This window comes from Kribbella shirazensis, from assembly GCF_011761605.1.
GTDB classification, from domain to species: domain Bacteria; phylum Actinomycetota; class Actinomycetes; order Propionibacteriales; family Kribbellaceae; genus Kribbella; species Kribbella shirazensis.
In genome coordinates this window covers 2,934,784-2,949,518 of sequence record NZ_JAASRO010000001.1, presented here as the reverse complement: position 1 = coordinate 2,949,518, position 14,735 = coordinate 2,934,784, and the positions used below count along the sequence as shown (strand labels likewise).

General features: G+C 68.3%; 14 protein-coding genes. 6 read left to right on the top strand and 8 right to left on the bottom strand.

Features of this window, described 5'->3' with window-relative positions; translation table 11 throughout:
• Positions 1-62: 62 nt before the first annotated feature.
• Both BJY22_RS14570 and BJY22_RS14565 read left to right on the top strand, forming a co-directional pair.
• Positions 63-713 carry a pyridoxal 5'-phosphate synthase gene (locus tag BJY22_RS14570; RefSeq protein ID WP_167207098.1) on the top strand — a complete coding sequence of 217 codons (651 nt, stop codon included), beginning with the start codon at positions 63-65 and terminating at the stop codon, positions 711-713.
• A complete protein-coding gene (locus tag BJY22_RS14565) occupies positions 704-1,369 on the top strand; it encodes a maleylpyruvate isomerase family mycothiol-dependent enzyme (RefSeq protein ID WP_167207096.1) in 666 nt (221 codons plus the stop codon). Before BJY22_RS14570 ends, BJY22_RS14565 begins: the two co-directional genes overlap by 10 nt.
• 53 nt (positions 1,370-1,422) lie before the next feature.
• Here the strand turns inward: BJY22_RS14565 and BJY22_RS14560 are convergent, their stop codons facing one another.
• From BJY22_RS14560 to BJY22_RS14540, 5 genes are all read right to left on the bottom strand, one after another.
• Entirely contained in the window at positions 1,423-3,459 is a 2,037-nt protein-coding gene (locus tag BJY22_RS14560) for a DUF4185 domain-containing protein (RefSeq protein ID WP_167207093.1), read from the bottom strand.
• 4 nt (positions 3,460-3,463) lie between these two features.
• The gene (locus BJY22_RS14555) at positions 3,464-4,489 is read right to left on the bottom strand and encodes a glycoside hydrolase family 172 protein (RefSeq protein ID WP_167207091.1); all 1,026 of its coding nucleotides are present in this window, start codon (positions 4,487-4,489) and stop codon (positions 3,464-3,466) included.
• Between the two features lie 27 nt (positions 4,490-4,516).
• Complete coding sequence (locus tag BJY22_RS14550; protein WP_167207089.1) at positions 4,517-5,314, bottom strand: carbohydrate ABC transporter permease; 798 nt, start codon at positions 5,312-5,314, stop codon at positions 4,517-4,519.
• Entirely contained in the window at positions 5,304-6,191 is an 888-nt protein-coding gene (locus BJY22_RS14545; RefSeq protein WP_202891114.1) for a carbohydrate ABC transporter permease, read from the bottom strand. Before BJY22_RS14545 ends, BJY22_RS14550 begins: the two co-directional genes overlap by 11 nt.
• Positions 6,192-6,256: 65 nt before the next feature.
• The gene (locus BJY22_RS14540) at positions 6,257-7,618 is read right to left on the bottom strand and encodes an ABC transporter substrate-binding protein (protein WP_167207085.1); all 1,362 of its coding nucleotides are present in this window, start codon (positions 7,616-7,618) and stop codon (positions 6,257-6,259) included.
• A gap of 234 nt (positions 7,619-7,852) precedes the next feature.
• Here BJY22_RS14540 and BJY22_RS14535 point away from each other — a divergent pair, with 234 nt between their 5' ends.
• From BJY22_RS14535 to BJY22_RS14520, 4 genes are all read left to right on the top strand, one after another.
• Positions 7,853-8,515 carry a KpsF/GutQ family sugar-phosphate isomerase gene (locus BJY22_RS14535; protein ID WP_202891113.1) on the top strand — a complete coding sequence of 221 codons (663 nt, stop codon included), beginning with the start codon at positions 7,853-7,855 and terminating at the stop codon, positions 8,513-8,515.
• Positions 8,512-9,450, top strand: a complete 939-nt coding sequence (locus BJY22_RS14530; RefSeq protein ID WP_167207083.1) for a ribokinase — start codon at positions 8,512-8,514, stop codon at positions 9,448-9,450. The genes BJY22_RS14535 and BJY22_RS14530 overlap by 4 nt, the downstream gene beginning before the upstream one ends.
• Before the next feature lie 69 nt (positions 9,451-9,519).
• Positions 9,520-10,518: a LacI family DNA-binding transcriptional regulator gene (locus tag BJY22_RS14525; RefSeq protein WP_167207081.1), complete on the top strand. Its 999-nt coding sequence runs from the start codon at positions 9,520-9,522 to the stop codon at positions 10,516-10,518.
• A gap of 334 nt (positions 10,519-10,852) precedes the next feature.
• A complete protein-coding gene (locus tag BJY22_RS14520) occupies positions 10,853-11,860 on the top strand; it encodes a LacI family DNA-binding transcriptional regulator (RefSeq protein ID WP_167207079.1) in 1,008 nt (335 codons plus the stop codon).
• Positions 11,861-11,884: 24 nt separating this feature from the next.
• On the opposite strand, the gene BJY22_RS14515 is transcribed toward BJY22_RS14520, so the two are convergent.
• From BJY22_RS14515 to BJY22_RS14505, 3 genes are read right to left on the bottom strand one after another with little or no spacing between them, the layout of a single operon-like run.
• Positions 11,885-12,499, bottom strand: a complete 615-nt coding sequence (locus BJY22_RS14515) for an SGNH/GDSL hydrolase family protein (protein ID WP_167207077.1) — start codon at positions 12,497-12,499, stop codon at positions 11,885-11,887.
• Entirely contained in the window at positions 12,496-13,431 is a 936-nt protein-coding gene (locus BJY22_RS14510) for a glycoside hydrolase family 130 protein (protein WP_167207075.1), read from the bottom strand. Before BJY22_RS14510 ends, BJY22_RS14515 begins: the two co-directional genes overlap by 4 nt.
• Positions 13,428-14,723: an extracellular solute-binding protein gene (locus BJY22_RS14505; RefSeq protein ID WP_167207073.1), complete on the bottom strand. Its 1,296-nt coding sequence runs from the start codon at positions 14,721-14,723 to the stop codon at positions 13,428-13,430. Before BJY22_RS14505 ends, BJY22_RS14510 begins: the two co-directional genes overlap by 4 nt.
• Between the last annotated feature and the right edge of the window lie 12 nt (positions 14,724-14,735).

Below are 14,735 nucleotides of genomic sequence, written 5' to 3'. Positions count from 1 at the left end.
GGGGCGAGTCTAATGGGATAGCCAGTTGCTGCCGTGTGAATCCATCGCCTAGGGTCGCGAAGGTGACCGACCTCCGCAGCCGGCTGCGTGCCGTGCCGACGCTGACCGGGAGCCCACCCGACTGGGATCCCGCGCGATCCCCCGACACCCCGCACGAGCTGTTCGTCGACTGGCTGCTGAGCGCGATCGACCAGGACGTGCCCGAGCCCTGCGCCACCACGCTCTCGACGGTCCGCGCCGACGGCCGGCCCAACGCACGCGTGCTGATCCTGAAGAACGTGACCGACGACGGCTGGCAGTTCGCGTCGTCGTCGACCAGCCGCAAGGGCGAGGAGCTGGCCGCCTCGCCGTACGCCGCTCTCACGTTCTACTGGATCCCGATCGGTCGCCAGGTCCGCGTCACAGGCCGAGTCCGGCCCGCCGCGCCGGAGGAATCGGCGCAGGACTTCCTGGCCCGTCCCGTCGCCGCCCGGGCGGAGGCGCTCGTCGGCCGGCAGAGCGCAGTACTCACGGATCGCGCCGAGATCGACGTCGCGGTCAAGGAACAGCAGGACCGCATCGCAGCCACCCCGGACCTGGTCGCGCCGAACTGGACGCTGTACACGCTGCACGCCGACGAGGTCGAGTTCTGGCAGGCCGACCCGGGTCGCCGCCACCTGCGACTGCAATACCGCCTGGACGACACCTGGACGAAGGAGTTGCTGTGGCCCTGAACGACGTACGCGCGACGGCCGACGAACTGCTCGCCGTGACGGCGGACCTGGACGACGCGACCGCCCGCGGCGCCTCCGCTCTCCCCGGGTGGTCGCGCGGTCATGTGATCACGCACATCGCCAACTTCTCCGAGGCGATGACGCGCCAGGTCGAGGAGGCGCTGCAGGGACGCCTGATCGAGGTGTACGACGGCGGCCGCCCGGGACGGGACGCCGCGATCGAGGCCGGCGCCGACCGCCCCGCCGACGAGCTCAGGTCCCACCTGACGCAGGCCGTCACCACGTTGCTCGCCGCCTGGGACAAGGTCGGCCCGACCGATTGGCCGCTCCCGATCCTGCACCGCAACAGCAACCTCTCAGCGGGCCTGCAAGCCACCTGGCGCGAACTCACCGTCCACACCACGGACCTCGACCTCGGCATCACGCCCGCCACCTGGTCCGAGGACTTCTGCCTGCACCTGCTCGACTTCCTCCGCCCCCGCACTCCCGAGGGCATCCACCTGATCTTCCAGTTCCCCACCACAACCTGGGACAACGGCACCGGCGAAGACATCACCCTCGAAGGCTCCATCACCGACCTCACCGCCTGGTACGCCGGCCGCCCGGCACCGGGCCCCATCACAGGCCCGGCGCCAGAACTCCTGCCCTGGCCATGACCTTTCCGGAAAGAAATCGCCGCTATGTGACGATTTCTTTCCGGAAAGCGGGGTCAGTTGACGGTGAAGTCGTCCACCTGGATCCAGGTGTCCTTGTTCGGGGCGTTGAAGCCGGCGTAGACGGTCAGTTCGTGGACGCCTTCGGGGACCTTGACCGTGACCTCGTGGTGGACGTAGCCGGTGCCGGCGCCGAACGTCTTGCTCGCCAGGTCCTTCGTGCCGGCCCGGACGCCGAAGCGGCCCTGGTCGGCGGGCAGGTTCGCGGACGCGTTGACCCACGAGCCGAAGGTGTACGTCGCACCCGGCGTGACGGGCACGTTCTGGTACAGCGCGCTCCATCCCGTGCAGGTGCAGCGGATCCAGCCGTTGTTCGCACCGGAGTGGGCGAAGCCGAGTCCGCGGTCGACGCCGTTGGCCGCAGTACCTTCGAAGAGCCACGCCGGCTTGCCGCCGCCCGTGCCCTCGAACCCGCCGTCGGCCAGCTGCGGCACGAAGCGCACCGCGAGCTCGGAGACCGTCGTGTACGACCGCGTCCCGCCGGGCAGACCGATCACCCGGACCCCGTCCGTCTCCTGCGTCGGGAAGGTGATCGTGTACGTCGTGTTCGCGCCGGCCGTCGCATCGCCCGGGTACGCCGGTGACACGGTCTGCGAACCGACCTCGACCCACGCCCCGTCACGCTTCACCTGGACCCGCGGCCGTCCCGTGAAGTACCCGCCCTCGGCCGACACCGCACCGGACGTGAACTGCACGTTGTTCACCTTGTGCCTTGCTGGCCACTCGTAGCCCCACCACGAAGCGCCCTTCACCTCGTCGTCGAAGTCCGACTCGCTCCCCGTGCGAGCACCGTCGTTCATCAGCGCGAGGCTGCCCGACTGCGTCGACTTGGAGATCGCCACCGCACCCGTCGACGGCGCCGCCAGGTTGTCCGGACCCGGCAGGTTGTCCGCCGGCGAACCGCTGGACGGGGTGAGCACCAGCTTGCGGAGGTTGAAGTTGTAGACCGACGTACCGATCCCACCGCCACCACACGGGCAGACGTTCGCCTGGACGTACATCGTGCGACCGTCCGGCTGGACGAACTTCGACGGGATCGTCACGCCGTACCCGCCGTACTTCGACGTCGACCACGGATACCCGCCGAAGTCCTTGCTCAGGAAGTGCTTCCACGGACCCCACGGCGTCGGCGACTCGTAGAACTCGAAGGTGTACTCCGTCCACGACGTGTAGACATAGCGCTTCTGCTTCTCGAGATACGTGACGCCGCCCTGGCTGATCACGCTCAGGTTCGACGCGTTCGTGCCGTACGTCTGCGCGTACAGCCGCCGCGTGTCGGTCAGCACCGGCTTGCGGTCCGCGATCTTCGCGGACCATCCCGAGCCGGTGTAGAACTTCCAGGCAGCACGGTTCTGTACCTCGTCCTTGGGCACCCGCGCCAGGAACATCGACTGCGGATCGGCGACCGTGTCGTCGAACGAGTCCCGCCAGTTCCCGTCCAGCCCGTACGCGTACACGTACCCGTCCGGCGCCAGCGCGCCGCCGCGCCCGAAGTCCGCGAACCAGATCGTCGTGAAGACATGATCGGAGAACATCGGCTTCGACTTGTCCCACGTCCATGTCCGCCCGTGGTCGGTCGACTTCAGGATCGTCGCCGCCGGTACGTCGTTGAAGTCCAGCGCCAGGTCCTGAACGGCGAGGTACATCGTGTCCCCGACGCACACCATCCCCGTCGGCTTCCGGTTGTACCCGCCGCCGCTCCAGATCGATCCGACCTGGTCACCCTTGGAGATCGTTGCCCCGGACAAGTTTCCCGGCGTACCGGTGATCTCGTTGACCGCGATGTCGGCGAACTCCCCGTCGAGGCTGAATCCCTTGCCGTCACCGTTCGCGGCGTACAGCTTGTCGTTGCCGGCCCAGCACGACGGCCACAGGTCGCCGTCGCTCTGGCTGGGCATGCCCTTCGACTCGACCTGCGACGTACCGATGGCGGTCGACGCGGCAGCAGGCGGTTGGGAGTCGGAGGACTGGGTCAGGAGTGTCGCCGTTCCGAAGACCAGCGGCAGGACAGCAAGCAAGGCCCCACGCTTCATGAAGCTATCCCTTCAGGGTTTGGTACCAGTACGCCACCGACGACCAGTCGTCGCTGCGCTTGTTGGCGTGCCCGTGCTCGATGGTCACGCGGATGGACCGGAAGAACGTGATCGGATCCTCGATGTGGAAGCGGTACAGCGAGATCTCGCCGCTCCAGTTGGACCCGCCGGGCAGCGTGATGCCGTGGTACGGCGCGGAGTACGCCTCACTCGGGCACCACGCGGTGTTGAAGTAGTCCTCGGTCCCCGTCCCGTGCAGCGACGGCGGGAACGGCTCGCCGTCGATGAAGATCATGTCGTCGCCCTCGCCGTACCAGTTCCACTCGGCCGAGTCGCGCAGGTTCCGGATGCTCACCACGCAACCGACGTAGTGCCCCTTGCCCTCGGTGTCGAGGACGACGTAGTTCCCGTCACCGGACAGGTTCGTGCCCTCGACCTGGTACTGCCGCAGCGTCTCGGAGCCCTGCGGTACGCCGTCCGTCGGGTTCTGCCGGTTGTACGACGCGTGGAAGTAGCCGAGCCCGTCCTGCGCACCGTCGAACAGCTCGTAGTCGATGTAGTAGTAGAAGAACACCGGTGCCGCGGACAGCTCGGAGATGATCTCCACACGTGCCCGGGAGGCGAACGGCATGTGGAACCAGCAGTTGAACCCCTTGCCGTCCTGCGGGCTCATCTGCAGCGGTGCGCTGACGAAGTTGACGGTCTTCCCGTGGCCGACGCCGAAGAAGTCGCCCAACGGCACCAGCACACTCGGCTGGGACGAGTCGTCCCAGGTGATCCGCAGGATCAGCTTGCGCAGGTAGTCGCCGTCGACCTCGTCGGGTCCCCACGCGCTGTCCCGCGCCACGGTGCACCAGATGTGGTTGATCGACCCCGGCCCTTCGATGTTCGCCAGGACCGCGGTCTCACCGGGACGGATCGTCAACCGGTCGTCGTTGCCGCCGGTGCGGTCCCAGCTGGACGCCCTGCGCCGCTTGGAGTCCCGCAGCCTGGGCAGATCGCGCAGGCTGCTTCCGTAATCGCCGTACATACAGTGTTGCCTTTCTTGGCCTTTCAGCTATTTGAGGCCGGTCGTCTTCATCGCGTCGACCAGGCGTTTCTGGCCGGCGACGAACACCACGACGGTCGGAATGGCCGCGATCACCGCGGCCGCGAGAATGAGGTTCCACGCGGAGGCGTACTGCCCCTGCATGCCGGACACGCCGAGCTGGATCACGCGCAGGTCCGGGTTCCGGGTGATGGTCAGCGGCCAGAGGAACGCGTTCCAGTTGGCCAGGAAGAACAGCACCGACAACGACGCGAGCACCGGCCGGCTGAGCGGCAGGATGACGCTCCAGTACCGGCGCCAGTACCCGCAGCCGTCCAGGTCGGCCGCCTCCTCCAGCTCCCGCGGGATGTTCAGGTAGTACTGCCGGAGCAGGAAGATCCCGAACGCGTGGAAGATGCTCGGCACGATCAGGCCGGCGTAGCTGTCCAGCAGTCCCAGCTGCTTCGCCACCAGGAACAACGGCACCAGGATCACCGGCAGCGACACCAGCAGCGTCGACATGATGCCGGAGAAGATGATCCCGCGCCCCGGGAACCGCAGCCGGGCCAGCGCGTACGCCGCCATCGAGTGGAAGAACAGTGCGATCACGGTGACCGCCACCGACACGATCGCCGAGTTCAGCATGAACCGCGGCATCGGGATCTTCAGCAGCACGTACTGCAGGTTGTCCAGCGTCCACTGCGCCGGCCAGCCGAAGTTGAACACCTCCTCGGCGGGCTTCAGCGCGCTGATCAGGATCCACAGCAGCGGCGCTACGGCGATCAGCGCCAGCACATGCGCCAGGATCGGGAAGAATCTAATCCTCATCGAACCGGCCTCCTCGGGTGAAGCCGAACATCAGGCCGGTGCAGACCACGAGGATCGCCACGACCACGGTGGTCAGCGCGGCGGCGTACCCCATGTTGTTGAAGGTGAACGCCTGCTCGTAGATGTAGAGCACGACGGTGCTGGTCGCGCGGGCCGGGCCGCCCTTGGTGAGTACGAAGACCAGGTCGAACGCCTGCAGGCCGGTGACCGCGCCGATCGTCGAGTTCACCACGACGAAGAAGCTGGTCGGGCGCAGCAGCGGCCAGATCACGTACCGGAACCGTTGCCACGGGCCCGCGCCGTCGATCGACGCGGCGTCCTCGAGTTCCTTCGGCACGTCCTTCAGGCCGGCCAGGAAGACCAGCATCTGGTACCCCATCAGGAACCAGACGCTGATCACCACATAGGTGCCGAGAGCAAGGGACGGAGTACCCAGGAAGGACACGTCACCGAGACCCAGCGGGGCGAGCAGCCTGGACAGCGCGCCGCGCTTGTCGACCAGGAGGAACTGCCAGATCAGGCCGACGACGACCAGGCTGACCACGTTCGGCAGGAAGAACGCCGAGCGGACCCAGCCGATGCCCTTGAAGTGGTTACGCACCAGCATGGCCAGCGCGAAACTCACCACGAACGCGATCGGCACGAACGTGACGACGTACATCGCGGTGACCTTCAGCGACGCCCACAACTGGTCGTCGCCGGCCATCAGCTTGTAGTTGGCCAGACCGACGTACTGGTAGTTGCCGAAGCCGTCGACCTTGAAGAACGCCACACCGAAGGCGAGCACCATCGGGATCGCCACGAACACCAGCAGGCCGATGGTGTCCGGCGCGAGGAAGGCGTACGCCGCCAGCGCCTCGCGCCGTCTTCTCGTCATCCCTGCTTTGGGTTTCGCCGAAGCCCTCACCAGTGGCTTGGACGGGGGAGCTGTTGTCGTCACCATCAGCTGATCGGCGCGCCCTGGTAGGTCTTCAGGAACGTGTCGATCTTCTCCGCCGCGTCGGCCGCCGCCTTGGCCGGGTCGGCCGCGTTCAGCTGGCAGGCCTGGATCGCGTCGGCGATCGGCTGGTACACCTCCGGTGGGAACCGCGGCTCCGGCTTACCGGTCGGCGCGATCTCGCTGACGAACTTCTTCAGCGCGCCCTCGGCGAACGCGCCCTTGGCGTCCGCGGCCTGCTGCACCGACTTGCGCGGCGGGACGTTGGTCTTCACGACGGTGTTCCACTGCCGCTGCCGCTCGACACCGGCCGCGTCGGTCGAGCCGAGCGCCCAGGCGATGAACTTGGCCGCCGCCTCCGGGTTCTTGCCCTTGGAGTTCGCGACAAACGCCCAGCCGCCGAGATCGGTGGCCGGCTTGCCGCCGTCCGGCGTCGGGTGCGGGATGATGCCGTACTTGAAGTTCTTCGCCTTGGCGCGCAGGTCGGCGACCGCCCAGATGCCGCTCTGCTGCATCGCGACCGCACCGGAGCCGAGGTTCGACACCACGTCACCGCCGCCGTCGCCGAGCGGCTTACGCGGGGCGACCTTGTTCTTGATCGTGTCGCCCCAGAACTTCAGCGCCTGCACGCTCGCCGGCGAGTCGAACGCGACCTTGCCGTCCTTGATCGCGTTGCCGTCGCCCTGCCACATGAACGGGTACCAGGTGAAGTTCTGGTAGTAGCCCGGCTGCGTCTCGAACATCACGCCGTACTGCTTGCCGTTGGTGAGCTTCTGCGCGACCGCGAGGGTCTGGTCCCAGGTCTTCGGCAGGTCGGCCTCGGACAGGCCGGCCTTCTCGAACGCGGCCTCGCTGTAGTACATCGCGAGCGGCTCGATCTCCATCGGCAGGCCGTAGACCTTGCCGTCGACGCTGCGCGCCTCGAGCAGACCGGGCAGGTAGTCGGCCTTCGACTCGTCCGACAGCGCGGACCCGAGGTCCTGCAGTACGCCGCCGTTGTAGTAACGGAGGAAGTCGCCGGGGCTGATCAGGAAGATGTCCGGGCCCTGACCGGACTGGAACGCGGTCTGCAGCGTGGTCCCGTTCAGGTAGTCCTTGCCGGGGATGTACCGCAGCTTGACCTTGACGTCGTTGTTCTTGTTCCACTCCTCGACGGTGTCGACGAACCACTTGCTCTGCGGTCCTTGGTCGTCGGACGGACCGTAGAAGTTCCAGAACGACATCTCCTTGGCGTCGCCGCCGGAGGAGTTGCCGCCACAGGCGGACAGCAGCGGCACGCCGGCCGCGGAGGCGGCGAGGGCGCCGAGGCCGCCGCGCAGGACGGACCGGCGGCTGAACTGCCGTGCAGGGAAGGGTGTTGCGGCCATCAGGTGCTCCAGGGGTTCTCTCGAACGGCCTAGCCGTGGGCTTCGAGGGGCAATCGATTTCTCGCAATCTACGAGTGACGCCGTGGCCGGTCAAGGCCCGGGCCGGTGACGATGTGATCAAGTCCCGGGATTCCCGCGTGCACACAGGGTTTCCGTCCTGACTGCAGGCGTTGACACCACCTCGGTCGGATGCCTAATCTGCGGAAATCGATTTCTGAGATGAGAGGCGCTGGGATGCCAGTTGTGCCGAACCGTGCGTCCGCCCACCGCACGGCCGACGAGCTGTCCAGGGACCTGGTGGCGCGCGGGCTGCAGGCGGCGCGGGACGCCATCGAGACCGAGGCCGCGGCCGTGTCGGCGCTCGCCGACCGCCTGGACGGAGTCTTTCTGGACGTGTTGATCGCGGTCGCCCGCTGCGAAGGTCACCTGGTGGTGACCGGGCTCGGCAAGTCCGGCCTGGTCGGGCGGAAGATCGCCGCGACGTTGGCGAGTACCGGTACGCCGGCGACGTTCATCCACTCCGGTGACGCCCTGCACGGCGACTCCGGTGCGGTGACGTCGCGCGACCTGGTGCTGGCGCTGTCGGCATCCGGCGAGACGGCCGAGGTGTGCGCGTTCGCCCGGATGCTGCGCGAGAGCGGGATCCCGGTGATCGCGATGACCGGTCGCGAGGAGTCGACGCTCGCACAGCTGGCGACGTACACGCTGGACACGATGGTGCTGCGCGAGGCTGATCCGCTGAACCTGGCGCCGACCGCGTCGACCACGGCCTCGCTGGCGATGGGCGACGCGCTGGCGTGCGCTCTCGTCGTCCTGCGGGAATTCAGCCATCACGACTTCGCGCGGTTCCACCCGTCCGGTGCCCTGGGCAAGCGTCTCTCGGAGGACCAGGCATGACGGATGTCTGTGTGCTCGGGTCGTTCATGAAGGACCTGGTCGCGTCGGCGGAGCGGCGGCCGTTGCCGGGCGAGACGCTGCACGGGACCGGGTTCGCGGAGTTCCTCGGCGGCAAGGGCGTGAACCAGGCGGTCGCGGCGGCGCGGATGGGCGCCGGCACCGCGATCGTCGGGACCATCGGCGAGGACCGGTACGGCGAGGAGTTCCTGGAACTGCTCGCGTCGAACGGCGTCGACACCTCGTGGGTGGTGCGGCATCCGTCGCTCGGGACCGGCGTCGGACTGCCGCTGGTACTGCCCGACGGCGGGAACTCGATCATCATCGTGTCCCGTGCGAACGCCGCGATCACCGCGCTCGACGTCGAGGCCGCTCGTGAGGTGCTGACGTCGAGCAAGGTACTCAGCGTCCAGCTCGAGCTCCCGGTCGAGGCGAGCCACGCCGCCCTCCGGCTCGCCTCGGACGCGGGCGTCACCACGATCCTCACACCCGCGCCGGTAGGACCGGTCGATCCGGCGCTGGCGTCGTACGTCGACATCCTCGTGCCGAACGAGGTGGAGGCGGCCGCGTTGACCGGGCTCGACTGCGACGACGAGTCGCAGGTGCCGATGATCGCGCGGAAGCTCGCCGAGGACTGGGGGCTCCGCGCCTGTGTGGTGACACTCGGGTCGCGCGGTGCGTACGTCCTGGACCGTGACGGCGGGTTCGAGGAACGGATCGCCGCACACGACGTCGCCACGGTCGACACGGTCGGGGCCGGGGACGCGTTCTGCGGTTCACTGGCCGCGTCGCTCGCGAACGGGGCCGACCTGGTGGACGCCGTACGGCTGGCGAACGCGGCCGGCGCCCTGTCGACCACGGTCAACGGCGCCGCCGACTCGGCACCGTCCCAGGCCGCGGCCGTGGCACTGCTGGACGGTGCGAAATCGGCGACATGAGATCCTTTGGCTCGGATCGGAGTTAGAGTGCGATCCAAACGACCATCGGATCTCCAGCGGGGAGCGGGCATGACGACGATCTACGACGTCGCGCGTAGGTCGGGTGTGTCACCGGCGACGGTGTCACGGGTGCTGAGCGGCCGCCGCAACGTCGACCCCGAGCTGTCCGAGAAGGTCCGGGCCGCGGTCGCCGAGCTCGGGTACCGCCCGAACGGCGTCGCCCGGAACCTGCGGAAGTCGTCGACGAACCTGTGGGCCGTGGTCATCTCCGACATCGAGAACCCGTTCTTCACCTCGCTGGTCCGCGGCCTCGAGGACGTGGCGCAGACCGAGGGGTACCACGTCGTCCTCTGCAACTCCGACGAGGATCCGGCGAAGGAAGCGGCGTACGCGACGGCGGTGCTGACCGATCAGATGGCCGGCGTGGTGATCTCGCCGACGTCGACCGCGGAGGGCGTGCAGCTGCTCGCGGACGCGAAGATCCCGCTCGTGATGATCGACCGCCGGGTAGAGGGCGTCGAGGCGGACACGGTGCTGGTGGACAACGAGCACGGGGCCTTCGAGGGCGTCAAGCATCTGATCGACGGCGGGTACCGGCGGATCGCGTGCATCACCGGACCGCGCAAGGTCTCGACCGCGATGGACCGGCTCGCCGGGTACCGGTCGGCGCTGCGGGCGGGCGGGATCCGGTACGACAAGGACCTGGTGCGGCACGCCGACTTCCGCGAGGCCGGTGGGTACGCCGCGATGGAAAGCCTGCTCGAACTGGCGGATCCGCCCGAGGCGCTGTTCGTCACCAACAACCTGATGACCGTCGGCGCCCTGGAATGCCTGGCCCGCAAGGGCCTGCGCGCACCCGACGACATCGCGATCGTCGGCTTCGACGACATCCCGTGGGCCGACCTGGTCATCCCGAGCCTCACCACGGTCGCCCAGCCCACCTACGAACTGGGCCGCACCGCCGGCATGCTCCTCAAGGACCGCACCACCTCCCCCGGCCGCCCACCCTCCACGGTCACCCTCCGCACCGAACTCCACATCCGAGCCACCTCAGCCCCTAAGCCGTAGCCACCACCGGACACCTCGCGAAGGACACCGCTTCGCGGCGGCTCACTTGTCGGCGCCTCCGAGGCGTGCACGTCCCGCACCCACGAACAACCGCCCCGGCGCCGGGTGCCGTACCGGCCCGCGCATGTCCAGGACGCGGTCGACGTCCTGCTCGAATTCCACCGGACCGCTGCACTCCCCCCGCCCGCCGCACCTCGCCGCCCGCCGCACCTCGCCGCCCGCCGCACCTCGCCGCTCGGCGCGGGACGGGACGTCGGGCGAGGGACGCGTAGTACGTTTCGCGGTGGGGGCTGGATGGAGGTGGGGATGTCAACGTTGACATTACACTGTGGGCATGGCGACTGAACCGCCGCGGCGGCCGCGGCTCGAGGATGTGGCGGCGACTACCGGTGTGAGCATCAAGACCGTGTCGCGGGCGCTGCGCGGGGATCCGAAGGTGCGGGAGTCGACGCGGCAGCGGATCGTCGCGGAGGCGGACCGGCTCGGCGTACAGCTGAACGACGTGGCGGCGGGGCTGCGGCGGAAGAACCAGGCGATGACGTCGATCGGCGTCACGCTCGGCGACTGCACCAACCCGTTCTTCGCGCCGATGCTGCGCGGGATCCACTCGGTCGCGTCCGAGCGCGGCTACCTGGTGCTCACCGCGGACGCGCAGAACGATCCGGAGCTCGAGCACCGCGCGATCCGGTCGTTCTTCGCGCACCGGGTCGCCGGGCTGATCATCGCGCCGGTCGGTAACGACCTCGGGTACCTGGCGAACGAGGCCCGCTTCGGCTCGGCGATCGTGTTCGTCGACTCCCCTCCCCCAGGCCTCGGCGAATCGATGGACTCGGTCACCACGACCAACGCGGCCAGCACCCGCTCGGGCATCGAGCACCTGCTGGCGAAGGGCCGCCGGCGGATCGCGTACCTCGGTCACCCGCGCAGCGGCAGCGGCGCCGAGGAACGCTGGGCCGGGTACGTCGCCGCGCTCGAAGCAGCCGGCCTCGCGGTCGACCCGGGTCTCGTCCGGGACAACCTGGTCAGCGAGGAGGACGCACGCCGGGCAGCGGAGGACCTGCTGGAGACGGCGGAGCCGGACGCGGTGTTCGTCGACAACAACCGCCTCTGTACCGGCCTGCTCCAGTCCGCCGCCTACGCACGCCGCCGGCCCGAGGTCGTCAGCTTCGACCGTTTCGAACTGGCCGCCGCGTTCGGCATCTCGGTGATCGACAGTGACCCGTACGACGTCGGCCGGGCCGGCGCGCAACTCCTGTTCGACCGCCTCGCCGACCCGACCCGCGCTCCTCAGCGCCTCGAGGTCCCCGCCCGCCTCGTGGTCAACGACAAGCCGACGTACTAGGGCCCTATCGACAGGAGGTACCAACTAGCCGACCTGCCGCAGCCAGGCTTGGGCGAGCGCCTGGTGGCCGGCAGGGGTGGGGTGTACGCCGTCGGCGAGCCAGTGCTCGGGATTGGTGCCTGCAGCAAGCTCCGCGAACATCCCGTCCGCCGCGACCAGCCGCGCACCGTACTCGCGCGCCACCTCGCGCACGACCTGGATCTTTGCGTCCAGGTCCGGGCGCCACGCCCACTGCTCCTCCTTCACCGGTAGCAGGAACGGCTCGATCACCACCACCTGCACACCGTCCAACGGCTCCAGCAAGCGCCGGTATCCCGCCCGGAACTCGTCAGCCGTCACCTCGGCATGCCCGAACGAGAACCGGTATCCGGTGTCGTTGATCCCGATCAGGATCGACACCACGTCCGGCCGGGCATCCAGTACGTCGGCCTGCCACCGCGAGCCCAGCCCCGCGAGCGTGTCGCCGGAGATGCCACTGTTCAACCAGACCGGCGCACGATCGGGCTGCCGGAGACCCCACTGACCCGCGACCAGCAACGGATACCCGTACCCGAGTGGATTGTCGGTTTCTCGCCGATGGCAATCGGTGATCGAGTCGCCGGTGAACATCACCCGCATCCCACCCGCCAGCACGATCATGACTCCTCCGGCGTGTACGTCGCGACGCCGATCGTGGTGTCGCTCTGGCCGTAGTACGCGAACCAGGTCCCGCGGTGGAACACCAGCCCCTCGACGAACGTGACGTTGCTGACCAGCCCGTGCTGGTCCTCGTACGTACTCGGCTCCAGCCACGGCTCCGTGAGCTTCGCGACCACGACGTCCGGCCGCCGCGGATCAATCAGCACCTGTCCGCACGCGTAGTAGACACCGCCGTCCGGCTGGATCACCGCGCTGTTGTGCATCAGCAGCACGTGCCCCGTGCGCGTGCGGATCGGCTGCGGCCCAGTCTCCACCAGGTCACCCATGAACGTCCCAGGCTCGGGACGTAGTACCGGTGTCGGATCGGCCTTCCAGTGCAGGAGATCGTCCGAGGTGGCGAGGTGGATGTTGCCCTCGCCGAACCACATCAGGTACCGCCCGTCGATCGGCTCGGGAAGGATCACGCCGCCCTTGCTCCACTCCGGCCCTGGCGTCTCCCGCACCCCGGCGAAGGTGTTGATCCCGGGGAACATCGGCCCGTGCTTGTCCCACCGGCGCAGGTCGGTCGAGGTCGCCAGACACAGCCGTGCGCTGTGCCGGTCCCAGCCGGTGTAGGTCAGGTAGTAGGTGCCGTCAACGAAGACGACGCGCGGATCCTCACACCCGTAGCGTTCGTAGTCCTCCGACGGCACCATGACAGGATCCGGCTCGGTCGAGAACGTGATCCCGTCGTCGGACCAGGCCAGACCGAGATTCGACACGATGTCGTCGGCGTGCGCCCGGTAGACGAGCGCGATCCGCCCGTCCGCCACGATGGCCGCCGGGTTGTAGACGTTCGCGGACTCCCAGTCGTGCCGGCCGGGCCGGAGAACGGGGTTCTCCGGCCGCGGCGCGAACGGACCGAACGGGTAGTCGACCAGCGGTGCGGTCATTTCGCGATCAGCTTGTTGATGCCGTCGACCATGCCGTCGATCCCGGCGGTCAGGTCCTTCTTCCCGGACAGCGCCGGGTTCCACGTCGTACCGACGACGTCGCCGGCCGGGGTCGACCACGGGTCGAGGAACTGGGTGACGAACTTGTCCTTCGCCTCGAGTTCGTACGTCGCGGTCGCCGCGATGCTCTTCGCCGCGGCGTCACCGGCCTGCAGCGCCTCGTAGTACCCCTTCGAGCCCGGCTCGTAGGCGATCGGGGCGATCGGCTGCTCCTTCATCGTCTCGTTGAACCCGGTGACCTCCATGTAGCTGATCACCTTCCAGGTCGCGTCCGGGTCCTTCAGCGTCGCGGGCGAGCAGACGCCGTTGGTCTCGATCGGCTGCACGGACTTCGCCGTCCCGGCCGGCCAGGGCGCGTAGCCCCACTCGAACTTCGGCTTGTTCTGCGTGATCGACTGGTGCAGCCACTGGCCGCCGAACATCAGCGGGATCCCGCCGTTGGCGAACTTCGCCACGGCGTTCGACCCGTCGTACTCCGGGTTGGTCATCTCACCGGCCGCGACCGCCTTCGCGATCCGCTCGGCGCCGGCCCGGAAGGTCGCGTCGGCGGTCAGCTGCTTCGCCCCGATCGGAGTCTCCATGATCGGCGCGCCCCCGTTGGCCACCGAGTACGCCGAGACACCCTGCACGCTCTGCAGCAACGCCCACGCGTTCACCAGCGGCGTGGTCTTGGCGTCGGTGCGCTTCAGCGCCGCGATGTCGGCGTACAACTCGTCCCAGGTCCAGCCGATCGCCGGGACCTTCAGCTTCGCCTTGTCGAAGGCGGTCTTGTTGTAGAAGAACCCGTAGGTGTTCGCCAGCGTCGGGATCCCGTACAACTTGCCCTCGGCGTTGCGCCACAGGTCGAGCGAGCCGGGCGAGAACTTGTCCTCCTGCAGGCCGTCGCCCTTCTTCAGGTACGACGACCAGTCGTAGAGCAACCCCTCCGCGGCGAGGTTCTGCTCCTGCGCGTTCGAGCACCAGAAGAAGTCCGGCGCCTTCTTGGACATGATGAGCGAGGCGAGTTTCTGCGCGTAGTCGGCGTTCGGCGACTCCTCTCGCCGGACCGTCACGCCCTGCAGCTTGGCCATGCTCTTGTCCAGGGCCGCGTTGGTGGCGACGGATTCCCAGGTCATGTAGCTGACGGTCTTGTCACCGCCGTCCGCGGCATCGGATCCGCCGCCGCAGCCGGCGAGTGCGAGACCGGCGACGGCCAGGACTGCTGTCGTCCGCCAGGTTCTGGTTGTGGGCACGATCGTTCTCCT